The sequence below is a fragment of the Marinobacter sp. bablab_jr008 genome (assembly GCF_016464145.1).
GTDB classification, from domain to species: Bacteria; Pseudomonadota; Gammaproteobacteria; order Pseudomonadales; family Oleiphilaceae; genus Marinobacter; species Marinobacter nauticus.
Window position 1 is genome coordinate 145,333 of sequence record NZ_JACDWW010000073.1, and the last position, 22,499, is coordinate 167,831.

The window sequence follows — 22,499 nt, forward strand, 5'->3', positions numbered from 1 at the left end:
AATTTGCCGCTTTCTGGCCATGCGTGTTGGCCGCAAACTGTTGTTCAGGAGTCTTCAAGCCATGAAGCAGGCCGGTGGGCAGGGTACCCTGTTTGTGATTTCCGCTCCTTCCGGCGCGGGCAAGACCAGCCTCGTGTCGGAAATACTCCGTCAGGATTCCCAGTTGGGGGTGTCGGTATCCCACACCACTCGCCCGATGCGCGATGGAGAGCAGGATGGCGTGAACTATCACTTCATCAGCCGGGATGAGTTCGAGGCCATGATTGCCCGGGGTGATTTCCTGGAGCATGCGGATGTTTTCGGCAACTACTATGGCACCTCCCAGGTGTGGGTGCGGGAAACTCTCGCTACCGGGCAGGATGTGATCCTGGAGATTGACTGGCAGGGGGCGGAACAGGTGCGCCGGCTGATTCCGGAATGTGTGAGCATTTTCATTGTGCCGCCCTCGGCTGAAATCCTGCGCCAGCGACTTGTTGGCCGTGGTACTGACGCGCCGGAAGTCATCGAACGGCGGCTGTCGGAGGCGGAGGAAGAGTGCCGGCACGCGGTCGAGTTTGATTACCTGGTGGTCAACGATGACTTTGCGGTGGCATTAGCTGATCTGCTGGCCATTGTCCGCAGTGAGCGGCTGAAAATGGCCACCCAGCAGGTTCGCCACGGTGAGTTGCTGCGGGACTTGTCCGCTCACGGGTGATGGTGGTTTTCACTGTATACAAATTGAGCCGGGGCCAGTAAACTACGCGGTCTGCTAAATCAGTGATTCTTTTTGTTCGGGGAAGATAATGGCACGAGTTACCGTTGAAGATTGTCTGGAAAACGTAGATAACCGATTCCAGCTGGTCATGCTGGCCACCAAACGCGCCCGCCAGATCGCCACCAAGGGTGCCGAGCCGATGGTTGCGGAAGAGAATGACAAGCCGACCGTTATTGCCCTGCGTGAGATTGCAGAAGGCAAGGTGACCCGCGATCTTCTGCTGGAAGAAGACGACGACTGAGTTCGTCCGGTTGCCGGCGATGCGTAAAAATACGTGCCGGTAATTGAGAAGCATTGAAATCTGCCTCCGCAGTTTTATAGTGTAACTATAGAACCTGCCAGGAAGGACAACGGAAGCCCGGATGCACGCATTCGGGCTTTTTTGTCCCCGGTATACTGAGAACGATGGAGGCGCGGTGGTCGCAGCAGAGGCAACGGTAGAAGAACTGGCCAGAGAGCTCAGTTCCTACCTCGATACCAATCGCATCAATCAGGTGCGACGGGCTTACTATTACGCCGAGCAGGCCCACGAAGGCCAGATGCGTAAAAGCGGCGACCGTTATATTACTCACCCCCTGGCTGTGGCCGGAATTCTTGCCGACCTCCGGCTCGACCATCAGAGCCTGATGGCAGCCATGCTTCACGATGTCATTGAAGATACCGGCATTCCAAAAGATGCGCTGGCGGAACAGTTCGGAGAGGATGTGGCCGAGTTGGTGGATGGTGTCTCCAAACTGACCCAGATTGAGTTCCGCTCCCGGGCGGAGGCCCAGGCGGAAAACTTCCAGAAGATGACCCTGGCCATGGCCAAGGATATCCGGGTGATTCTGGTGAAGCTTGCGGATCGCCTGCACAACATGCGCACCCTTGGCCCCATGCCGTACGAGAAGCGCCTGCGTATCGCCACTGAAACCCTCGATATCTATGCGCCCATTGCCAATCGCCTGGGCATGCATTCCATCTGTACCGAGCTTGAAGATCTGGGCTTTTCCTCGCTCTATCCCATGCGCGCCAAGTACATTTCCAAGGCGGTGGAGAAGCTTCGTGGCAGCCACCGGGAGATCATTGAAGACATCCGGGGAAAGCTGCAGGAAAAGCTGGAGGAGCGTGGGCTTCCGGGCCGCATTCTGGGGCGGGAGAAACACCTGAACTCCATTTATAACAAGATGAAGTTCAAGCAGAAATCCTTCCATGAAATCATGGATGTGTATGCGTTCAGGATCATTACGGATACCGAGGATAACTGTTATCGCATACTTGGCGCCGTACACAGTCTCTACAAGCCACTGCCCGGGCGTTTCAAGGATTACATTGCCATGCCCAAGTCGAATGGCTATCAGTCCATTCACACCACCTTGTTCGGCATGCACGTGAACATCGAGATCCAGATCCGGACCGAGGAAATGGAGCACATTGCCAACAATGGTATTGCTGCCCACTGGATGTACAAAAACGAAGCCTCCGGCGTGACCACCATCAATCAATCCCGGGTTGATCGGTGGGTGAAGGGGCTCATGGAAATGCGCGAACGCGCGGATGATTCCATGGAGTTCATTGAACACGTCAAGGTCGATCTGTTCCCGGACGAGATCTATGTGTTTACGCCCAAGGGCCGGATCATGGAGCTGCCAAGCGGGGCCACCCCGGTGGACTTCGCCTATGCAATCCATACCGATATCGGCAATGCCTCTGTGGCGTGTCGGATCAATCGCAATCTGGCATCTCTGAGTCAACCGCTGCAAAGCGGGCAGACGGTGGAAATCATCACCGCGCCCGGCGCCCGCCCGAATCCTGCCTGGCTCAGCTTCGTGGTGACCGGCAAAGCCCGAAGCAGTATCCGGCATGTGCTCAAAACCCGTAAGCGGACCGAGTCCATGGAGCTGGGTCGCACCCTGCTCAAACGTTCGCTCAAGGGTTTTGGTGCCAAACTGTCGGATATCAGCGATGCCCAGAAACAGGCGGTGGTTAATCACAACCAGGTCAACAGCTTTGATGATCTGATCAGCGATATTGGTCTGGGTAACCGTATGGCCTATCTGGTGGCCCGTCAGTTGGTGTCTGGCAATGACGTGATGGACGCGCCGGCCAACCTGGAAAATGCCCCGGACAGCAAGCAGGGCGCCGTCACCATACGCGGCACCGAAGGGCTCTTGGTGCGCTTTGCCAATTGTTGCAAACCCATTCCCGGGGACCCGGTGGTTGGTGTGATGGACTCCGGCAACGGTATGGTGATTCATTCAGATACCTGTTCCCGCCTGCCGGAGGACGATGAAGGCCGTGCCCGGCTGACCCACCTGAAGTGGGCCAAGGACATTACCGATGAATTCTCGGTGGAGCTTCGGGTTGAACTGGAGCGCCAGCGCGGGGTGATTGCCGAAGTAGCGAACGCCGTTGCCATGGCAGACGGAAACATTGAGCGCATCAGTGTGGAAGACCAGAACGCGCGCTTCGGCATCGTCAGCCTCGTGGTGCATGTGAATGGCCGCAAGCATCTGGCGCGGGTGATGCGCAGGGTCCGGAATATTCGTGCAGTGACCCATATCGGCCGGGTTCGGCACTGAGACCTTTGCGTGGTTGACAGTGGCTACGCCCAAAGGTGACGATTGGCGTTTTGGAAAAGAGGAAATTGCAGGTCATGACCAACAAATCTGTTATCCAGACCGAAAACGCCCCTCAGGCGATTGGTACCTACTCTCAGGCTGTTAAAGCCGGGGACACCGTGTATCTGTCTGGCCAGATTCCGCTGGACCCGGAAACCATGGAAGTGGTGGCGGGCGACTTTGCCGCCAAGACCCGTCAGGTGTTCGAGAACCTGAAAGCCGTGTGTGAAGCGGCCGGTGGCGAGCTGAAGGACATCGTCAAACTGAATATCTACATGACGGACCTGGCCAACTTCGCCACTGTCAACGAGATCATGGCCACCTATTTCCAGGAGCCGTATCCGGCACGCGCCGCCGTCGGTGTAGCCGCGCTGCCGAAAGGCGTTCCGGTGGAAATGGAAGCCGTTATGGTGCTCAGCTAAGCGTCAGAGCTTGCTGATCATCTCCCGGTACCCCGCCCGATAGTCGGGGTACCGGAATTCAAAGCCACTCTGAAGCAGTTTTCGATTACTGCAGCGCTTGCTACCGGCCCGCCCGCCTTTACGGGCGCCTTCCACCGGGGCTTTGCACGGCACCTGAGTCCGCACCCAATCAACCACCTCATCCAGCCGAACCGGCTCGCAATCACTGGCGACGTACAGTGGCTCCAGGTCCTCACCGTTCAGGGCTTTTTGCGCAAGCCATGCCACAGCGTTGGCGGCATCCACTTCGTGTATGCGATTGCTGAAAGGTGCGGGTGGTTGGGGATTCATGCGGCCTTCCAGGACTTCCTCAAGAAAACGCTGACGGCTGGGGCCATAAATGCCACTGAAGCGAATAACGGTGGCTGGATGCCCGCTGTTCAGGGCGGTACGTTCGCCCTGGAGGATTTGTTGACCAGTGAACCGGTCCGGATCGGCAGGGCTGTTCTCATCGACCCAGCTGTCATCATTCTGCGCAAAGACGCTGGTGCTGCTGATGAAGATCAGCCGCTTGAGGGATTGCTCACCGATGACGTTGAGCAGGTTCTTGAGACCAGTGACATAGGCTTGATGATAACCCTCTTCGTCGTAGCTGGATGGCGTCAGGCAATAGACGACGATGTCCAGGTGTTCCGGAAGCTTGCCAGCCATGGATTCCGGGTGGGTCAGATCTGCCCCGATCCCGGTCACTCCCTGGGGAACCCGATCCGGGTTGCGGCGCAGCCCGTATACGTCTCCGGCGCCCAGCAGAACCGTGGCAATGTCACCTCCGAGCTTGCCGCAGCCCGCCACCAGAATTTGTGCCTTTTGCTTGTCATCAGTCATTGCCATAGACAATTTCAATCCTTATCCTTTGGCTGATAAAGTAAGTGAAACTTCGACCTGAGTACGTCAACCGGAGCTCACCATGACCCTCACCGAGTTACGATACGTTGTTACACTTGCCCGGGAAAGGCATTTTGGCCGTGCCGCAGAGCGCTGTCATGTCAGCCAGCCGACCCTTAGCGTTGCGGTTAAAAAGCTGGAGGATGAGCTCGGTATCCCATTGTTCGAGCGCAGCAAAAGCAGTATTCGGGTGACCGAAGTTGGCCAGCGTATCATTGAGCAGGCCCAGCGGGTTCTGGACCAGGTGGGCGTGATCAAGGATATGGCGCAGGACGGCAAGAATCAGCTCAATTCGCCATTGAAGGTCGGCGCGATTTACACCATCGGACCCTACCTGTTCCCGCATTTATTACCGGAGCTGCGCAGAGCAGCGCCAGACATGCCCCTGTACATAGAAGAGAACTACACCGCCAGCCTGCGCCAGAAGCTGCGGCACTCAGAGTTGGATGCCATCATCATTGCCCTGCCGTTTGAAGAGCCGGAAGTAGTAACCCTGCCGCTTTACGATGAGCCGTTTGTGGTGCTGCTGCCAGCAGATCATCCGCTGACAGAGAAAGAGCAGGTGACGGCCGAAGAGATGGCGAAAGAGCAATTGTTGCTGCTCGGGCCCGGCCACTGTTTCCGGGATCAGGTGCTGGAGTCATGTCCGCCCCTGGTGGATGCCATCACCAAACGGGCGGATAACGGCAGACCGGAGCTGGTGACCGAGGGCAGTTCGCTGGAAACCATCCGGCACATGGTGGCCTCCGGTCTGGGAATCACGGTACTGCCGCTGTCGGCCGCCACTGCCATCAAATACCAGGAAGATATCCTTGCGGTGCGGCCTTTTGCGGCGCCGGTGCCTTTCCGAACCGTGGCGCTGGCCTGGCGTGTAACCTTCCCGCGGCCCAAAGCCATCGATGTACTGTCACTGGCGGCTAGCCAGTGCCGGGTGATTGAAAAAGCCAAAACCGACACACCGGCGGTTGCTGAAAGCGCCTGAGGGCCGTATGACGTCACTGGAGGACATCCCGGTAACCCAGCTCAAGGGCGTAGGAAGCGCCCTGGCGGAAATACTTGCCAGGCTGGGCATCCACTCCATTCAGGATCTCCTGTTCCATCTTCCCTACCGTTATGAAGACCGCACCCGCGTAGTGCCCATGGGCAGCCTGCGTATCGGCGATATTGCCGTTGTGGAAGGTGAGGTCATGAAGGCCGACCTGGTGATGGGGCGTCGGCGCAGCCTGCAGGTGACGTTGCGGGATGACACCGGGTTTCTGGTGATGCGGTTTTTTCACTTCAATGCCGCCCAGAAAAACCAGCTTGCTGAAGGCACGCGAGTACGCTGTTTCGGCGAAGTGCGACCGGGCCGGGCCGGTTACGAATTCTACCATCCGGAGTACCAGACCAATCCACCTCCCATGCCGTCGGCCGAACAGGCGACGCTCACGCCGGTGTATCCGCTGACCGAGGGCATTCAACAGCCCCGGGTCAGGGGGCTGTGTCAGCAGGCCCTGAGCTATCTGGATCGCTACCCCATCAAGGACTGGCTGCCCCCGGCACTGCTGGCGGACTACCAGTTGCCCGGCATAACCGAGGCTGTTCGCCTGGTGCATTTGCCTCCGGCCGGCGCCCCGGTGCATCTGCTGGTAGAGGGAAAGCACCCGGCTCAGCAGCGGCTGGTGATGGAGGAGTTGCTGGCGCATCAGCTTAGCCTGTTGCAGGTCCGGGAGCAGATACAGGCCCGGGAGGCCTTGCCGCTGCTACCAGCGGGAGACCGGGCAGAGCGATTTCTGGAGCAACTGCCGTTTAGTCTGACCGGTGCCCAGCGCCATGTGATGGCCGATATCCGGCAGGATCTGAGCCAGCCGGTGCCGATGCTTCGCCTGGTTCAGGGTGATGTCGGCTCGGGAAAAACCGTGGTCGCCGCTCTGTCGGCCCTGCAAGCCATCGAAGCCGGCGCCCAGGTAGCCTTGATGGCACCTACCGAAATTCTGGCGGAGCAGCACTATCAGAACTTCCGTAATTGGCTGGAGCCATTGGATGTGGAGCTGGTCTGGTTGTCGGGGAAGGTGAAAGGCAAGGCCCGGCACTCAGCATTGAATGCGGTCGCCGAGGGCCGTGCTCAGATTGCCATTGGTACCCATGCCCTGTTTCAGGATGACGTGGTATTCCAGCGCCTGGCGCTGGTGATTGTCGACGAACAGCACCGTTTTGGCGTGCATCAGCGGCTGGCCCTGAGAGAGAAAGGGGTTGGAGGAACGCTGGCGCCGCACCAGTTGATCATGACGGCGACGCCCATACCGCGAACCCTGGCCATGAGCGCCTATGCCGACCTCGATACCTCCGTGATTGATGAGCTGCCGCCGGGGCGTAAGCCCATTGAAACGATTGTGCTGCCGGAGAGCCGCCGGGACGACATCATTGAGCGGGTACGCCAGGCCTGCAGGGAAGGGCGGCAGGCCTACTGGGTATGCACTCTGATTGAAGAATCCGAGGCGCTTCAGTGCCAGGCGGCGGAAGTGACCGCCCAGGAGTTGGTTGAGAGGTTGCCGGACCTGTCCATTGGCCTTGTTCATGGCCGCCTGAAAGCCCAGGAAAAAGCCGCGGTAATGGAGCGTTTCAAAGACGGTGAACTGGACTTGCTGGTAGCTACCACGGTGATCGAGGTCGGCGTCGATGTGCCCAATGCCTCTCTGATTATTATCGAGAACCCGGAGCGGCTCGGGCTGGCGCAGTTGCATCAGCTGCGGGGCCGGGTTGGCCGCGGTGAGCAAGCCAGTTTCTGCGTGCTGATGTATCACCCGCCCCTGTCCAATAATGGCAAGGCCAGGTTACAGGCGCTGCGGGACAGTCAGGATGGCTTCTTTATCGCCGAAAAGGATCTTGAGATTCGGGGGCCTGGAGAAGTGCTGGGTACTCGCCAGACTGGCTTGATGCAGTTTCGCCTGGCCGATTTTGAACGCGACAAGGGTTGGATTGAACCCATTCGTGACATGGCTCCGAGCCTGATGAGGGAGCCTCGGGTAGTCTCAGCACTTATCAGACGGTGGCTGGGTGAGAAAATTCGTTATGGCGACGTATAGTGTTGGTCATGAATTTCATAACGCCTGTGCTCGTGGCCGATATTGGCCTGTTAATGTCGCGTTAATGACTGCAAAATGCATGAAAACTGATTGATAACCTTTGTCCGGAGAATGCTATGGAACTTCCTGTTGTGGTACAGCAGGCACTTGGTGATAACGCCCCCGGTGTATCGTTCCGGAGCGTAAGCCAGATTGATACCGGCCATTTGCTTCGAATGGTACTGCTCAGTGACGATCAAGGTAATCTGCAGGCCATCTGCCGTCGCAACGATATGCTCGATCTGGAAGCCCTGAACAAGCGTCTGGGGCGGGATCTGAGAATGATGCAGCGGCGCGAGCAGGTTCGGGTCCGCCAGAAAGCCGGGCTTCAGGAGTTGCCGGCGCTGCCATCACTCACCGGTTGGCCGACTGTAGTTGACCGGCGTGTGGACGAACTCGAGGCGGTTGCGCTGGAGTTGGGGGAACAGGACCTGGGCCTGATGATGCCGGCCGAAGATTTCCGCCAGTTGACCGCAAAGGCCGCCCGACACGATTTTGCGGTGGATATCGCAAATATCTCCGTCAATCTTGACAATCACGCCGCCGACCGTGACCAGCTGCATTCCGCCATCAAAAGGTTCACCGGCTTGCGTATTCAGCAGCGACTGGAGGATACGCTGGAGCTGCCGCCCTTGCCTGAGACTGCCCAGCGCATCATTCATCTGCGGGTAAACCCTAATGCGGTAATGGGGGACCTGGTGGATGTGGTGGAGAGCGATCCGAGCCTGGCAGCCCAGGTCGTGAGTTGGGCGTCATCATCGTTCTACGCCGCTGCAGGGCGGGTGCATTCCGTCCACGATGCAGTATCCCGGGTGTTGGGTTTTGATTTGGTGATGAATCTGGCCATGGGCCTGGCACTGGGGCGTGCCCTGAAGCACCCGCAGGATCACCCGGACGGTTATGTTGATTACTGGCAGCAGGCCATCTGGCAGGCTCAGTCTGCAGGTATTCTCGCGAGTATGATGCCTCGAGGGCAGCGACCTCTGTTTGGTCTCGCCTATCTGGCCGGTTTGCTCCACAACTTCGGGCATCTGGTACTGGCGCAGGTGTTCCCTCCGCATTTCAAGCTGGTCTGCCGCTCGCTGGAGGTGAGCCCGCACATTGATTCCAGTGTCATCGAGCATTACCTGCTGGGGATCACCCGGGAGCAGATTGCGGCGCAGTTGATGGAAAACTGGGGTATGCCGGACGAAGTGACACTGGCTATTCGTTACCAGAAGAATCCCGCCTATGACGGGCCTCACAATGTATATGCCCGTCTCTTGTGGCTGGGGCGGCAGTTGCTGACCGAGCGGGGTGTTGCCTTGGGCGCGGGTGAGTCTGCAACTCAGGCTGTCTATGATGAGCTGGGTCTGGACAGGGAGCTGGTTCAGGAACAGTTTGATGAGCTGGTGCGCCGAAAAGACAGCATTATGGCCATGGCCGGGATGATGAGTCAGGGCGGATAAAAAAGGGCCGGCCATTGAGGCCGGCAAGTTCACCCGCTTGTTGCAGAGTCGTCCAAACTTGTCAGGAGAAAACAACGGGGAGGCTGATCCAGTGTGGTGGGAGCGGCCTCCTGTTTTAAATTTAGACAAGCTCCGGGAAAAGGAAAGGCGACTGCATGCAGATTACATAAATGAGCATGGTGTCAGCTTTCCTTGAGGCTAAAAGCTATTGATTTGCTTTGACATATTTTTGAAGCGGGCGTCCGATCGGTAACAAAAAGTTACAAAATACGGGCGTCAGTCAAAGCGATGATGGCGGATTGCTGTGGCAGCCTGACGGATTTCATCGGAGTGCTCCCTTTCCACGGCAAACCGTTCTTTGTCCATTTCCCGGATGGTCGCAGAGTCGGTATTCTTCCTCGCCTGATGCGTGGGCATGTGCTGAATCTTGTCGTGCACCGTCTGGAACACCTGAAAGGGTGGTTTTTCCAGCAGTTCCGGGGCCAGGTAATCCAGCAGACCCTTGAATCTCAGACAGGCCTCGGAATACTCAACCTGGTCTTCCTCTACCGCCATGGCGATAATCCGGATACTTTCAATCATTTCGTCCCGGCGCCGGGCCTGAAACTCCTCGGTTTTCTTCTGGCGCAGCCGCTGTTCGGACAGCAGCCGAGATTGGCGCCAGATATACACCAGTAACACACCGATAATAACCAGCCCGATGGCAATAAAGACCAATTGCAGCCCTCTGGGCATGGTTACACTCCTGTTTGTTCAAGAGGCCGCTATCAGGCCTGTTTCTGTTGAGGTTCGGGTTGCCAGACTCTGACATCAACCGCCTGGCCGTTCAAGACCGAGGTTCCCGAAACCGGATCCACCAGGGCATCATCCAACAGATCGTTGATGCTGACCCCGGCGTGGGACGATGCCACTGATTGGCCGGTGCCTGATCGATGGTGACCCCAACCGTGGGGGATGGACACCACACCCGGCATAATGTCTTCGGTGATTTCCACCGGGATCACCACGTCTCGCCCCTGAACCGAAACCTCGGCATGATCTCCGGGGTTCAACGCTCGTTTGCTGGCATCGTCCGGGTGGATAAGCAGGGTGCAGCGGCCTTTGCCTTTGACCAGACGCTGGCTGTTGTGCATCCACGAGTTGTTGCTGCGGACATGGCGACGGCCAATCAACAGCAGGCCGTCAGCGGGGGCAGATTCAAGGGTAGCCTGCATGCGCTCCACATCCGCGAGATAGCGGCGAGGTGCCATCTGAATCAGACCATCGCGGGTGAACAGCCTTTCCGGTAACGCCGGTTGCAGGGGGCCGAGGTCGATGCCATGCGGTGCGGCTTTCAGAGCAGAAAGTGATAGGCCTTTTGGTAATTCATCCCAACGTCGGTTGAGTGGGCTCAGCCGGGCCAGGCCTTTGAGGGGGTTACGCTCCGGAAGAATGTCCATCACCAGTTCGATGGCGGTTTGGGCGAATGGGCGCACCGGGCCGGCGTCGGCACCATAGGGGCCTGTTCGCAAGAGCAGATCCAGAATCGGATCTGGTCCCAGTTTTTTGAACGCCCTCCAGCCCATTTCCGAGCGTAGGGGCAGGCGCCCGCCTTTGCGCTGTTGCTCCAGACGGTGTGCGAGCTCCAGCAGAATCTGCCAGTCGTGGCGGGCGTCGTCCGCTGCTGGAAACAGTGCTTCGCTGTACTTGGCTACGTTGCGTACGGCAAACTGGCTGAAGATCAGATCATAGTGACTGCGCTCCAGGGCCGCCGTGGGCGGCAGAATGACATCGGCATGGCGGGTGGTTTCGTTCAGGTAGTAATCCACGGACACCATGAAATCCAGCCCCTCCAGGGCTGACTCCAGTCGCTGGCCGTTAGGACTTGATAGCACAGGGTTGCCGGCCACGGTCACAAAGGCACGGACCTGACCTTCGCCCGGTGTAAGCATTTCATCGGCCATGGTGCTGGCCGGATACTCTCCCGCAAATTCCGGTAGACCGCGAACCCGGCTGTGGCGCTTTCCGAAATGCCCGCGCTGCCCGGACATGGCGCCGAGTGCCACCAGATCCACCGCCGGTTGGGTAAACAGTACGCCACCGGGTATATCCAGCTTGCCGGTCAGGATATTCAGGCAGTACGCCAGCCACGTGGTGGTACCGCCAAACGCCTGAGTGCTGGTGCCCATTCGGGTATACAGGGCGGCCCGTGGGGTTTTGGCCAGCTGTCGCGCCAGCTGCCGGATGGCCTCAGCCTCAACGCCGGTGTGCCTGGTTACCGCTTCCGGTGAGAACGACAGGGCGGCCAGGCGAAGAAGATCCACGTCTTTCACCAGCCGCTCGGCCGCGCCAGGGTCCACTAGGTTCTCTTCGAACAGAGTGTGTACCATGGCCATCAGCAGGAAGGCATCGGTGCCGGGCCGGATAAAATGGAAGTCGTCGGCCAGGCGGGCGGTTTCAGTGCGCCGGGGATCAATCACCACGAGTTTCCCGCCCCGTTGACGCAGTGCTTTCAGGCGGCCCCGGATGTCCGGTACGGTCATCAGACTACCGTTTGAGGCCATCGGGTTGCCGCCAATACAGATGAATAGGTCAGTATGGTCGATGTCGGGAATCGGAAACAGAATCTGGTGACCAAACATCTCCAGGCTGGCCAACATGTGCGGTAGCTGGTCGTTGGACGTGGCAGAGAAGCGATTCTGGGTGCCGATGGCCCGCAAAAACGGCATGGTGGTCATCAGCGCGCCGTGATTGTGAACATTGGGGTTGCCGAGGTAGACCCCGATACTGTTCCGGCCGTAGGTTTTCCGAATTCCATGAAGCTTCTCGGCAACCAGATCAAAGGCGTCCTCCCAGGATAGCTCTTCCCAGCCCTGGGCAGTTTTGCGTATCGGCTTCTTCAGGCGCTCCGGGTCTTCATGCAGATCCTGAAGTGCGACGGCTTTGGGGCAGATGTGGCCCTGGCTCAGAGGATCCTGGTCGTCGCCCTTGATACTGGTGATCTTGCCGTTGTTGACCTCAATGGCAACGCCACACATGGCTTCGCAGAGGTGACAGGTGCGGTAGTGGACGCCGTTTTCCATGCAGGCTCTCCCGGAATTCTTGTTGTTGGGTTTCATATTGCAACCAGATTATCAGGAAAACGACCCGGAATGAAAAACCGATTGCGATTGTGGCCCCGAAAGGCCCACAAAAAAGGCCAGTCTGGAGACTGGCCTGAGGAGGGTAGACCTGAGTAACCCGTGTTTTATTCGTACTGTGCAGGTAGGTCTTTGACCGGGTTGGAGATGAAGTTGAGGTAGGTGCCACCAACCGGAATCTCCAGCGGTAACTTGATGGTTACCAGGCCGATCTGAGAGATTCCCGCCGTGTTGGCTGTCACCAGAAGCTCATCCGCATTGCCAACAAAATTCACATTACGTTGCTCGATTTGCATACGCCCGTCATCAAAGAAGGTGATGTCTCCTTTGAGGTCGAGAGTGAATGGCCGGCCATAGAGATCATGGGTGCCGCCCAGTGGAATGACCATGTCTGGAGCGTCCAGCAGCAGGTCCGCCTTGGTGATGAACACTGGCTGTCCATTTTCGCCTTCAGCGATCACCCCGGGAATGAGTGAGTTGCGTGCGCAGTTGCTACCGGTGCACGAAGGATCATCTTTCGCGTAACGCATCCTGAGAACCTGGGTGTTTGTCACCGTTTCTTCCTGCAGTGGAATAAGGCCTGCCAGCTTGATCTTGGTGAAAACGCTGATGGAGCTGGTTGCGAGCAGTGTTGGATAGAGATCCACAAGAATGCCCTCGATCTCATCACCCTCAACGGTTGGATCCGGATCATAGGTACCGGGGCCTTTTACCTCGGTGTTAAGGGCGTAGGTCTGATAAATGAACTTGCTGCGAGGGCAGGAGACCCCTTCGCCGGCGTCACAACCGACCTGCGCCGGTACATTACCACCGGCAAGAGCGCTGGCTTGAGCTGTTTGATTGCGAACGGCCAGCTTGGTTGCGTTGGCAGAGGGTGCCCATCCCTCCGCATCACTGCCTTCATGGGCAAACGGCTCGAGGCAGTCGTCGGTATTCTCAAATGCCCGGTTACCCTTGCTGCTGTCATAGGGATTGCAGTCAATCAGGAAGTTCGAGTTGGTATCGCGAATGGGAAGGTTCCTCAGCGGTGTGAATACCGTCGAGACCGCTTCTGTGGCCGTAAAATAGATCACCAGCGGATCATTTCCACCATCCGGGTCGTTCAGACCCTCGAGCAGATCCGTTTTCAGAGCCAGGCCATCGGTGTCGCAGATTGCGCTGTAGCTCCCGGGCGAGCAGGCGCCAGAGCTCTCTGAGGATGCCAGGGTATAACGATAGTGAGCACCGGGTTCCCAGGGTTGATCCGGAAAGAACCGCACCCGCTGAGTGTTTTTCTCTAGCCGTCCGGGCACGCTCTCGACAACGCTCACAGTTCCCGCGCCGATACCGGACTGAGTCACTTTCTCAACGGCGAAGGTCTGGCCGAGAATAAAGGAGTTGATGTCCATCGATTTTGAGAAAACCACGGTGATGGGCCGATCCGCCGGCATTTCACTTACCGGCATGGTGTCGACTGTTGCTGACCGTCCTCCGTTATAGGCATCGCCCCTCACATCATAGCACTGGCCAAGCACGCCATTGGCAAGGTCCAGTGCGCTGTGATTGGTTTCGCAGGGGAAACCGGGATAGGTAGTAAGTGCCAGTGGCGGGCGAACCTCATCGTTGTTGCCTTCGATGGGATCCAGTGAGAAGGTCAGCGTATCCAGGGCGACGACATTCCCGGCCAGATCGGAGACGCCGTTGACGCTCACATCATAGGTTTTGCCATGTTCCAGACCGCCGGCTTTGTTCAGGGTTACCGTGGTGCCGTCGATAGCATGCTGAACGTCAATCGGGGTGCCGTTTTCCGACACCGTGATGCCAGTTTCGATTGATTTCGGATCAAGCGGCTCATCAAAGAACAGAATGATCGGGTCGCCCGGGCGCTGCATGGACTGCCGGGTTGGCGGAACGGCGTTCGCAGGGCCGGGCATCCAGCTCACCAGGCTGGGTGGTGTGGCATCCAGTTCCCGCAGGTTTTCGGCATCCAGAACCGAGTCGGCATCGGTTGCGGCCTGCAGATGGAAGGCAATGGTGGAATCGGTGAATTCCTGGCCCAGCAGGTTTGGTTCCACCATGCCGATGGCGTCGATGGTCAGAACGCCGTCCCGAACCAGAGCAATACCGCGCAGTTCAACCCCCATCAGATCCTGGGAAAGCGCGGCATTCGGCTGTGCTGCCTCCGTGTTCATGGATACGTCCATGAACAGGGTGATATGCCGCGGGGCATTGATGTCATCGGTGTACTGGTTCGGGCTCATGTAGCCGGATGCATCCGAGAGCATGGTCACTTTGATGGTGCCGGTTTGCTGGTCTTCGCCGGTCGCGGCATCCAGAACCTGTACCTTGCCACCCACGAGTACGTTCAGGCTGGTGCTTTCCAGCACACTGCCCTTGGGAATGCGCAGCGGCAGTGCTTCGTCAGCATCAAACGCAGGGGCGTAGGCGAGCTCGGCAAACAGGTCCCCGGTTTGTTGAGAGGGGCCGGCTTCGCCCTGGAGTACCGAGTTGAGCGTTACGGCATTGAGGGCCTGGCCGTTGAGCACGGAGCTCAGCTCACCGTTGCCGGAATCCACGGCAGTCTGTTGCAATACAACCGTTGGGCCCGTGTCTCTCGGGGTAAAGGTGAATTCCCCGGTGAAGCGGTTGTCCTCACTGCTGTCGGTCAGGCTGGCGAGGTTGGTCAAATGCAGGGTGTAGGTTTCACCGGTGTCGAGAATATCCTGCTTGCTGCCGCACTGCGACAGTTCGGGGGTTACGCAGGGGTCAACCGTAATGCGGTTGCCTTTAACCAGTACCGTCGCCGGAACCTCTTCACCGCTGGCGTCCTGTAGCTGAATACTGCCGCCGAGTGATTGCCATTCAGGATGAACCGGTTGCGTCATGGCAAACCGGAAGGTCGAAAAATTCATGGCCTGGAATGGGCTGTCGCTGGCGGGCACTTGCCAGGCAATGTCGAAAGTGTCTGCGGTGTTGGCCAGCCCCGCGAGACCCGCATAGGCGCCACGGGTTGCGAACTGGATGCCGTCATCACCTGTCGCGTTCGGAGTAGTGATTTGCCGGCCGCCCTCGGCGGCCAGCGGCTCCTGGAAGGTTACGGTGAATTCTTCGCCGGTTGCAAGCGGGTTAGCAGGCTCAAGCTTCAGACTTTTGCCATTATCGATCAAGGTCACGGTAAAGGGCTGGGGCTGGTCGTTACTCTGCAGGGTGATCTTGTTCTGCAGGGTTGCTTCATCATCGGTAATCGCATGAGAGAAGCGCAGTACGATGTCGGCTTTCGGGCTGATATCAGCCTGCCCATCCATCGGGAAGGAATAGACCATCGAGCCGGGTCTGGGTTTTTCGTCAATGGACTGTTTGTCGCCACCGCCGCAGGCGGCCAGCAAAATGGCCGGAATCAGTGCCAGGGTCTTGTTGTACTTCATGGCAAGCCTCCTCAGAACTTCAGGGTGATGGATCCGCTGAATACGTGGATATCACCATCGGCAGTGACACTGGTTTCGTCACCGTCGTAGTCCACCACGGTGAAGTCGCGCTCCTGCAGTTGCTGGTACTGATAGCCCAGGTCGAGCCGCACCGGGTAGGCGAGCAGGCGGGTTCGGTCGTAAGTGGCACTGATACCAAGGCCGACCACCAGTTTGTCGGTATCCAGGTAGTTGAGCTCCGGATTACGAGTGGTTTTAAGGGGAGACTCTTCGTAGGCAACACCGCCACGAAGGGCGAAGTTCTTGTTCAACTGATATTCCGCACCAAGGCGGGGAATCAGGATGTCGTCGAAACCGATCCGGTTTCCGGAGGCCACGGAACCTTGATCCTTGATGGAGTCGCCGCTGAATTCGTCTTCCAGTTCCGACCAGTTCTGTTGTTCGATACTGCCGCCGATGCGCCAGCCCTCACCGGAGTATTGTGTGCCGATGGCAATCGTTTCCGGCTGGAATGAGTCGATGGTTGTCACAGCCAGGCTGAGCCCGGGATCCGGGATGGTCTGGGTCACGATGATGTTGGAGTCGACTGTGGTTGAGGCCGATGACTTCGTCCGGTAGGTCAGCGCCGTTTCCCATCCGTTCAGGAAACAGTCAGATTCAGGACAAAATGTGCTGCCCAGATCGATGTTCGTGCCCAGAATCGTCTTCAGAGAAGGCTCGGCATTGACCGCAAGGCGCTCACGGCTGGTTTCGCCGCCCAGCGTCGAGACGGCATCAAGATTAGCGGTCGCTTCGAGCGTTACCCGAACCGAAGCACCGGCGGAAATACCGCGCCAGATCGGGGTTGCACCACCGATGTTAAGGAACAAAGGTTCTTTCCCGTATTGAAGGAACTGTCCGCTCTCGCTGGTTTCAGAGCTGAAAGCCAGCATCTCCTTACCGTACTTTTCCACGCCCGCAATAAACCCGAGATAGATGGGGTGCCCGAACCGGGTGAGTGACCCAAGGTTGGTCTTCATGCCGATCAAAACGTGTTGGCTCGGGGAGTCGGAGACAATGTCCCCGCTGGCGTTGGGATTATCGGAGCGCAGCTCCTGTTCAGAATGAAGGATACCCGCCGTAAGCTCGCCACGAGGATCTTTCGTCAGCGCTGCCGGATTGTAGTAGGTGGCAGAAACCTGCTCATTGAACATCGAAAGGGACTGGGCGGTGGCCACATCGACCGGCATTACACCATAACTGGTGCCCAGGTTGCCCATACTGGCACTGGTGGGCATGGACAGGGAGGCGGAAACTGCTGCAACGGCAAGGGATACCGCCCGTACTGAGAATCGGGGGGAAAGAACCATGTATACACTCCGTTCACTCATTGTTTTTGTGCTCAGTCCCGAGGGATTCCTTTCAGGACTGGTACGCTTGTTCAGGTTTTAGTGTATGAGGCTTGTCTGATCGGGACGTTGGCATTTTTGACACGACAGGGTGTCGGTAGAACCACGTACCTCAAGAATTGTCTAAAACGGCTGAAAACTCATGAGCTTAAAAGGTGGGCTTCTGTGTATTTCTGTTACTTAATGTTTGCAGTTTTGTGAACGGGCACAAAAAAAGCTCCCCGAGGGAGCTTTAGTGGCATGTAAAGAATGTCGACACTCAGGCAGGTTTCTGTAACTTTCTTCTGATTGTGAGCATGCCCAGAATGCCAAGTCCCAGCAGGCCCAGTGTTCCTGGCTCAGGAACCTGTACAGGAACGGACTTGCCAAAGATCGCTACATGAGAAATGGCGCCTCTGTTCGGATAAAAGCCCTGAAGATCCAGTACGTCCTGGCCATTCCAGCTGCCGATGTTGAACAGGTATTGTGGCTCGTTGCCGTCTTTGACAACCAGATAGCACTCAGGGCACACAATGTAGTCCGGGCCATCCCAGCTGATCACCGCGTTGTTAGGGTCTCCGGTGAAACTGGTGGAGTAGAAGGATTGGTAGGAGCCTTCTTCCGGGCCTTCGTAGTTGGACTTGTAAAGCAAAGTGAGGTCGGACGTTCCAAAAAGGGCTGCAACGTCACCGGCGTCAAGCGCTGGATTTGGGGGGCCTACGTCGACAGTTTTGTCGGCGTCTGCGGGGCCAAGGATCAGGGCCATAGCCCCAGCAGACCAGGTTAATGCCAGAGCCGCAATAACGTGTGTTATCTGCTTTGTAATCTGTTTCATTTTTCACCTTCTCTCAGGGCAAGCCCTGAACGCAGTGCGGCGAAGCCGCGATCTGTACTTACGTCTGACTTTTAGCACAGTGTGTGCCAATAGGATTATTTGACGTTAAAACAGAGGCTTGGGCAGTGCTTAAGAGAAGGTTGGAGGCGTATGTGTAAATAAGTTGGACAGAAGTTTGGGAGATGGTGGGCCCAGCTGGACTCGAACCAGCGACCAAGGGATTATGAGTCCCCTGCTCTAACCAACTGAGCTATAGGCCCGGAAAAGAAAACGGGCGCCATTATACCCACGAGGGGTGGCGCCCGCTACTGTCTTGGGGATTAACCGTTGCCTTGGTCGTCAATGAAGCCGCGCAGGTGATCGGAGCGGGAAGGGTGCCGCAGTTTGCGCAGGGCCTTGGCTTCGATCTGACGGATACGCTCCCGCGTAACGTCGAACTGCTTGCCGACTTCTTCCAGAGTGTGGTCGGTGTTCATCTCGATACCAAAGCGCATGCGCAGTACTTTGGATTCCCGAGCGGTCAGGCCGGCCAGCACGGAGCGGGTGGCTTCGCGCAGGCCTTCAGCGGTGGCAGAATCCACTGGCGACAGAGCCTGGATATCTTCGATGAAATCGCCCAGATGGCTGTCTTCGTCGTCACCAATGGGTGTTTCCATGGAGATCGGCTCCTTGGCGATCTTCAGCACCTTGCGGATCTTGTCTTCCGGCATATCCATGCGCTCGCCCAGCTCCTCGGGTGTGGGCTCGCGGCCCATCTCCTGCAGCATCTGGCGGGAGATGCGGTTGAGCTTGTTGATCGTCTCGATCATGTGCACCGGAATCCGGATCGTGCGGGCCTGATCCGCGATGGAGCGGGTGATGGCCTGGCGAATCCACCAGGTAGCGTAGGTGGAGAACTTGTAGCCACGACGGTACTCGAACTTGTCCACCGCCTTCATCAGGCCAATGTTGCCTTCCTGGATCAGATCCAGGAACTGCAGGCCGCGGTTGGTGTATTTCTTGGCGATGGAAATAACCAGACGCAGGTTGGCCTCAACCATTTCCTTTTTGGCGCGGCGGGCTTTCGCCTCACCGATAGACACCCGGCGGTTGATTTCCTTGATGTCGGCTACGTCCAGATCCACTTCGGTCTGAACGTTCTGGATGCGCTTCTGCAGGCGAACGATTTCGTCCACACGCTCACCGATAGCGGCCGCATAGGGCTTTTTGGTGGCGGCAATTTCGCCGGCCCACTCAAGATCAGTTTCGTTGCCCGGGAACCATTTGATGAAGTCTTTGCGCGGCATTTTGCAGTCGCGTACACAGATCTGCATGATGGCGCGCTCATTCTCGCGGACCAGGTCGTTGGTTGAACGAACGACGTTCACCAGCTCGTCAAACGCCTTGTTGGCCAGCTTGAACGGGGCGAAAACCTGGCCCAGTTCGTTCAGGGCTTCCTGGGTTTTCTTGTGTCCACGGCCGTGTTTGGCCAGGGCCTTCTCGGCAGCGTCCAGCTTCTCTTTCAGCAGCTCGAAGCGCAGCCGGGTTTCTTCCGGGTCTGGCCCGTTGTCGTTGTCGTCTTCGCTGGTGCTGTCGTCATCGTCGTCATCGCTGCTGGTATCGCTGTCGTCAGCAGAGGTGTCTTCGGTGCTGGTGTCTTCACCCATGAACGGCTCGGCGTCATCCGGGTCGAGGAAGCCGGTCACGATGTCGCTGATGCGACCTTCATTCTCGATGATGCGGTCGTAGGCCTGAATCACGGTGCCGGCAGTGCCCGGGAAATGTGCTACAGCGGCCATGACGTCGCGGATGCCTTCCTCGATGCGCTTGGCGATGACGATCTCGCCTTCGCGGGTCAGCAGCTCAACAGTGCCCATCTCGCGCATGTACATGCGCACCGGATCTGTGGTGCGGCCAGCGTCGGTCTCAACGGCGGCAAGAGCAGCAGCGGCTTCGGCGGCAGCAGCTTCGTCGGCAGTGGAGTCACCTTCGGTCATCAGCAGGGTATCCGCGTCTGGTGTCTCTTCGCACACCTGGATACCCATGTCGTTGATCATCCGGATAATGTCTTCAACCTGATCCGGATCTGCGATATCTTCCGGGAGGTGATCGTTTACCTCGGCGTAAGTCAGGTAACCTTGTTCCTTGCCTCGTGCGATGAGGTCTTTCAAACGTGATTTCTGCGAATTGCCTGACATAGACACCCTGTGAACTCGCTTTTAAAAAGGAAAAAAGTTAAACAGCCATTATAGCTGTCGCTCGGTTGCGCTGCCACCGAATGGTTAGATGGTGATCAGGGCAACAGGTTTCAAGTGCTCAGCTTTCAGCCTTCGGATTTAACGTACCGGCGCTGAGCGTTCGCAGCTCCTCCCGTTCTTCCGGGGAAAGCTGTGCCAGGTTCCGGAGCAGGGTTGCCAGCCTCTGCTGACGCGCGGCCTCTTCATTCGGGCTTAACAGCTCTCTGGCAGCCGCCAGTGTGCTTTCCCGGGCCGGTATGTGCTCCAGTTCGTCAAACAGGTTGTAAAACCTGTCCCTGGCCTGTTTGTTCGTGGCCAGCCCCGCGACCAGTGTCTTGCGGGTCTGAATTTTTTCTTCCAGTAACCAGCGGGCAAAACGCCCCGCGCGTTCAAGCTGCCGGGTGCTGTCTGCCAGAGCTTTCACTTCGGTTGCCAGTTCCGGTGCTTCCAGCAAGGCCAGGCACAAGGTGCTGTCTTTGCTGAGTTTTACGTCAATCCGCTCTTCCGTGGGCCGGCTTTGGCCTTCACCGCGCCAGCCCCGTGCCTTGTAATTCTGGCCCTGCTGGCGGTTCTGCCACTGGTTGCGGCCGCCGCAAAGGCGCAGCATTTCGTGCCACATGGCGTCCCGCAACGTGCTGCGGGGCATCTTGTTCAGCAAGGGCTCAACCCGTGCCCGAAGTTCGCCTCGGTGTTCGGGCAACTGCAGATCAAGGCCCTCGCTCTGGCGATCAAACAGATAGCGTGAGAAGGGTGTAGCGCCCTCAATACGCTTCTGAAATGCGTCCGGCCCTTCTTTGCGCACCAGTGTGTCCGGGTCTTCGCCTTCTGGCAGCATGAGAAACTGCAGGTGCAGCCCGTCTGCCATCAGCTCCAGGGCGTTCTCCATGGCCCTGTCCGCTGCCCGAAAACCTGCCTGGTCGCCGTCAAAACAGAACACGATATGCCGAACGTGCCGAAGCAGTGCGGTCAGGCTGTCCTGGTTGGTGGCCGTCCCCAGAGTCGCCACCGCGTAATGGATGCCGTGCTGGGCCAGCGCAATCACATCCATATAGCCTTCGACCACCAGCAACTTGTCCAGTTGTCGAATGGCTTGCCGGGCCTCGAACAGGCCGTAGATTTCCCGGCTCTTGTGGAAAACGTCCGATTCCGGCGAGTTAATGTACTTGGCCTTGTCGTCGCCCAGCGTGCGCCCGCCGAAGGCGATGGTTTTGCCTCGGGTGTTCCGGATGGGAAACATAACCCGGTTGCGGAACAGATCCCTGGGGCGGCCGTACTGGTCCGACACCGTGCGGGTCTCAATCAGTGGTGCTTTAAGATCCTTCGGGGCGGCGTCGTAAAGTGCCGTGCCGGTGCCCGGTGCAAAACCAATCTGATACTGCTGGATAATGTTTTCATCCAGTCCCCGCTGCTTCAGGTAGTCCCGGGCATAACCGCCTTGCTGACTGGTCAGTGCTGAGTGATAGAACCGGTTGGCAAACTCCAGGGCATCGGTCAGTGTCCGCGCCTGTTGCATTTCCTGTTTGGCAGCTCGGTCGTACGGCACTTCCAGCCCGGCACGCTTGGCCAGTTCTTCTACCGCTTCGGTGAAACCCAGGCCCTCAAATTCGCGAACAAAGCTGATGGCATCGCCATGGGCTCCACAGCCAAAACAGTGATAGAAGCCTTTGTCCGGTCGAACGTTAAATGATGGCGTCTTCTCGTCGTGAAACGGGCAGCAGGCCTTGTAGTTGGCTCCGGCTTTTTTCAGCGTGATGCGCGAACCGATCAGCTCCGCCAGATCAATGCGATCCAGCAGGTCTTCAACAAAGCGTTGAGGGATCAATCCGCTCATGGTGGCTCCACTTCAGCCGGGGTGCCGGGTGCGAAGGCATTTTCGCCATAGCCAAAAATGCCGCCGAAGCCAGGCCTCGGCGGCATTTTCAGCTTGCCGGGTGGGGCGAAACGCCGTTCCGGCAATCAGTTGTGCAGTCGATGCGCGCCTGAACTCAGTACAGACGCTCGAACTTGCGCTGTTCCCGCTGAAGCTTCTTGAGATGACGCTTAACGGCAGCAGCTGCTTTACGCTTACGAACAGCGGTCGGCTTCTCGTAGTGCTCACGACGACGTACTTCAGACAGTACACCGGCCTTCTCGCAGGAACGCTTGAAGCGACGCAGTGCTACGTCAAACGGCTCATTCTCTTTCACTTTAACAGCTGGCATTCGAAAATCACCTACCTGATAGATTCGGTTTCAATTTGTTCCGTCGGCCAGTGCCGTACGGGCTCGATCCCTGGTCAGATTGGCTAAAACTCGACCAGTGCTAAT

The 22,499-nt window shown here is 57.7% G+C and carries 16 protein-coding genes and 1 tRNA gene; 7 read left to right on the plus strand and 10 right to left on the minus strand.

Annotation, left to right across the window (positions count from 1 at the left end):
- The first annotated feature begins 61 nt into the window (after window positions 1-61).
- From gmk to JIF53_RS14860, 4 genes are all read left to right on the plus strand, one after another.
- On the plus strand, window positions 62-694 hold the full coding sequence (gene gmk / locus JIF53_RS14845; RefSeq protein ID WP_199453080.1) for a guanylate kinase: 633 nt from the start codon (window positions 62-64) through the stop codon (window positions 692-694).
- 88 nt (window positions 695-782) lie between these two features.
- Window positions 783-995 carry a DNA-directed RNA polymerase subunit omega gene (gene rpoZ / locus JIF53_RS14850; RefSeq protein WP_011784168.1) on the plus strand — a complete coding sequence of 71 codons (213 nt, stop codon included), beginning with the start codon at window positions 783-785 and terminating at the stop codon, window positions 993-995.
- A 121-nt stretch (window positions 996-1,116) separates the two neighbouring features.
- Entirely contained in the window at window positions 1,117-3,315 is a 2,199-nt protein-coding gene (locus JIF53_RS14855) for a RelA/SpoT family protein (RefSeq protein ID WP_014420405.1), read from the plus strand.
- Between the two features lie 74 nt (window positions 3,316-3,389).
- On the plus strand, window positions 3,390-3,776 hold the full coding sequence (locus tag JIF53_RS14860) for a RidA family protein (RefSeq protein ID WP_011784170.1): 387 nt from the start codon (window positions 3,390-3,392) through the stop codon (window positions 3,774-3,776).
- Window positions 3,777-3,779: 3 nt separating this feature from the next.
- Here JIF53_RS14860 and JIF53_RS14865 read toward each other — a convergent pair whose 3' ends face one another.
- Window positions 3,780-4,646, minus strand: a complete 867-nt coding sequence (locus JIF53_RS14865; RefSeq protein ID WP_199453082.1) for an NAD-dependent epimerase/dehydratase family protein — start codon at window positions 4,644-4,646, stop codon at window positions 3,780-3,782.
- Between the two features lie 76 nt (window positions 4,647-4,722).
- Here JIF53_RS14865 and JIF53_RS14870 point away from each other — a divergent pair, with 76 nt between their 5' ends.
- The 3 genes from JIF53_RS14870 to JIF53_RS14880 all read left to right on the plus strand — a co-directional run bounded on the left by JIF53_RS14870 (window position 4,723) and on the right by JIF53_RS14880 (window position 9,252).
- Window positions 4,723-5,682 (plus strand): hydrogen peroxide-inducible genes activator, encoded by a 960-nt coding sequence (locus JIF53_RS14870; protein WP_011784172.1) that lies wholly within the window; start codon window positions 4,723-4,725, stop codon window positions 5,680-5,682.
- Between the two features lie 7 nt (window positions 5,683-5,689).
- The gene (gene recG / locus JIF53_RS14875; protein ID WP_199453083.1) at window positions 5,690-7,765 is read left to right on the plus strand and encodes an ATP-dependent DNA helicase RecG; all 2,076 of its coding nucleotides are present in this window, start codon (window positions 5,690-5,692) and stop codon (window positions 7,763-7,765) included.
- A 116-nt stretch (window positions 7,766-7,881) separates the two neighbouring features.
- Window positions 7,882-9,252 (plus strand): aminoacyl-tRNA deacylase and HDOD domain-containing protein, encoded by a 1,371-nt coding sequence (locus tag JIF53_RS14880; RefSeq protein WP_199453085.1) that lies wholly within the window; start codon window positions 7,882-7,884, stop codon window positions 9,250-9,252.
- 276 nt (window positions 9,253-9,528) lie between these two features.
- Here JIF53_RS14880 and JIF53_RS14885 read toward each other — a convergent pair whose 3' ends face one another.
- From JIF53_RS14885 to rpsU, 9 genes are all read right to left on the minus strand, one after another.
- Complete coding sequence (locus JIF53_RS14885; protein WP_011784175.1) at window positions 9,529-9,987, minus strand: DUF2489 domain-containing protein; 459 nt, start codon at window positions 9,985-9,987, stop codon at window positions 9,529-9,531.
- 32 nt (window positions 9,988-10,019) lie between these two features.
- A complete protein-coding gene (locus tag JIF53_RS14890) occupies window positions 10,020-12,314 on the minus strand; it encodes a molybdopterin-dependent oxidoreductase (protein ID WP_199453087.1) in 2,295 nt (764 codons plus the stop codon).
- 164 nt (window positions 12,315-12,478) lie between these two features.
- On the minus strand, window positions 12,479-15,775 hold the full coding sequence (locus JIF53_RS14895) for an Ig-like domain-containing protein (protein ID WP_199453089.1): 3,297 nt from the start codon (window positions 15,773-15,775) through the stop codon (window positions 12,479-12,481).
- Window positions 15,776-15,786: 11 nt separating this feature from the next.
- A complete protein-coding gene (gene aupA / locus JIF53_RS14900; RefSeq protein ID WP_199453091.1) occupies window positions 15,787-17,124 on the minus strand; it encodes an alkane uptake protein AupA in 1,338 nt (445 codons plus the stop codon).
- Between the two features lie 298 nt (window positions 17,125-17,422).
- Complete coding sequence (locus tag JIF53_RS14905; RefSeq protein ID WP_011784179.1) at window positions 17,423-17,977, minus strand: PEP-CTERM sorting domain-containing protein; 555 nt, start codon at window positions 17,975-17,977, stop codon at window positions 17,423-17,425.
- Between the two features lie 183 nt (window positions 17,978-18,160).
- Window positions 18,161-18,237 (minus strand) — tRNA-Ile (locus tag JIF53_RS14910).
- Between the two features lie 60 nt (window positions 18,238-18,297).
- Window positions 18,298-20,154: an RNA polymerase sigma factor RpoD gene (gene rpoD / locus JIF53_RS14915; RefSeq protein WP_199453093.1), complete on the minus strand. Its 1,857-nt coding sequence runs from the start codon at window positions 20,152-20,154 to the stop codon at window positions 18,298-18,300.
- A gap of 118 nt (window positions 20,155-20,272) precedes the next feature.
- Window positions 20,273-22,024, minus strand: coding sequence for a DNA primase (dnaG, locus tag JIF53_RS14920; RefSeq protein ID WP_022991890.1), 1,752 nt, complete (start codon window positions 22,022-22,024; stop codon window positions 20,273-20,275).
- Window positions 22,025-22,178: 154 nt separating this feature from the next.
- Window positions 22,179-22,394 carry a 30S ribosomal protein S21 gene (gene rpsU / locus JIF53_RS14925; protein ID WP_007153483.1) on the minus strand — a complete coding sequence of 72 codons (216 nt, stop codon included), beginning with the start codon at window positions 22,392-22,394 and terminating at the stop codon, window positions 22,179-22,181.
- Window positions 22,395-22,499 lie beyond the last annotated feature (105 nt).

Excerpts from the sequence above, each read along its gene's own strand:
- rpsU (WP_007153483.1), bottom strand. The coding sequence starts at position 22,394 with ATGCCAGCTGTTAAAGTGAAAGAGAATGAGCCGTTTGACGTAGCACTG.
- rpoZ (WP_011784168.1), top strand. The coding sequence starts at position 783 with ATGGCACGAGTTACCGTTGAAGATTGTCTGGAAAACGTAGATAACCGA.
- JIF53_RS14905 (WP_011784179.1), bottom strand. The coding sequence starts at position 17,977 with ATGAAACAGATTACAAAGCAGATAACACACGTTATTGCGGCTCTGGCA.
- gmk (WP_199453080.1), top strand. The coding sequence starts at position 62 with ATGAAGCAGGCCGGTGGGCAGGGTACCCTGTTTGTGATTTCCGCTCCT.
- JIF53_RS14870 (WP_011784172.1), top strand. The coding sequence starts at position 4,723 with ATGACCCTCACCGAGTTACGATACGTTGTTACACTTGCCCGGGAAAGG.
- JIF53_RS14865 (WP_199453082.1), bottom strand. The coding sequence starts at position 4,646 with ATGGCAATGACTGATGACAAGCAAAAGGCACAAATTCTGGTGGCGGGC.
- rpoD (WP_199453093.1), bottom strand. The coding sequence starts at position 20,154 with ATGTCAGGCAATTCGCAGAAATCACGTTTGAAAGACCTCATCGCACGA.
- dnaG (WP_022991890.1), bottom strand. The coding sequence starts at position 22,024 with ATGAGCGGATTGATCCCTCAACGCTTTGTTGAAGACCTGCTGGATCGC.
- JIF53_RS14895 (WP_199453089.1), bottom strand. The coding sequence starts at position 15,775 with ATGAAGTACAACAAGACCCTGGCACTGATTCCGGCCATTTTGCTGGCC.
- recG (WP_199453083.1), top strand. The coding sequence starts at position 5,690 with ATGACGTCACTGGAGGACATCCCGGTAACCCAGCTCAAGGGCGTAGGA.
- JIF53_RS14885 (WP_011784175.1), bottom strand. The coding sequence starts at position 9,987 with ATGCCCAGAGGGCTGCAATTGGTCTTTATTGCCATCGGGCTGGTTATT.
- JIF53_RS14880 (WP_199453085.1), top strand. The coding sequence starts at position 7,882 with ATGGAACTTCCTGTTGTGGTACAGCAGGCACTTGGTGATAACGCCCCC.
- JIF53_RS14860 (WP_011784170.1), top strand. The coding sequence starts at position 3,390 with ATGACCAACAAATCTGTTATCCAGACCGAAAACGCCCCTCAGGCGATT.
- aupA (WP_199453091.1), bottom strand. The coding sequence starts at position 17,124 with ATGGTTCTTTCCCCCCGATTCTCAGTACGGGCGGTATCCCTTGCCGTT.
- JIF53_RS14855 (WP_014420405.1), top strand. The coding sequence starts at position 1,117 with ATGCACGCATTCGGGCTTTTTTGTCCCCGGTATACTGAGAACGATGGA.
- JIF53_RS14890 (WP_199453087.1), bottom strand. The coding sequence starts at position 12,314 with ATGGAAAACGGCGTCCACTACCGCACCTGTCACCTCTGCGAAGCCATG.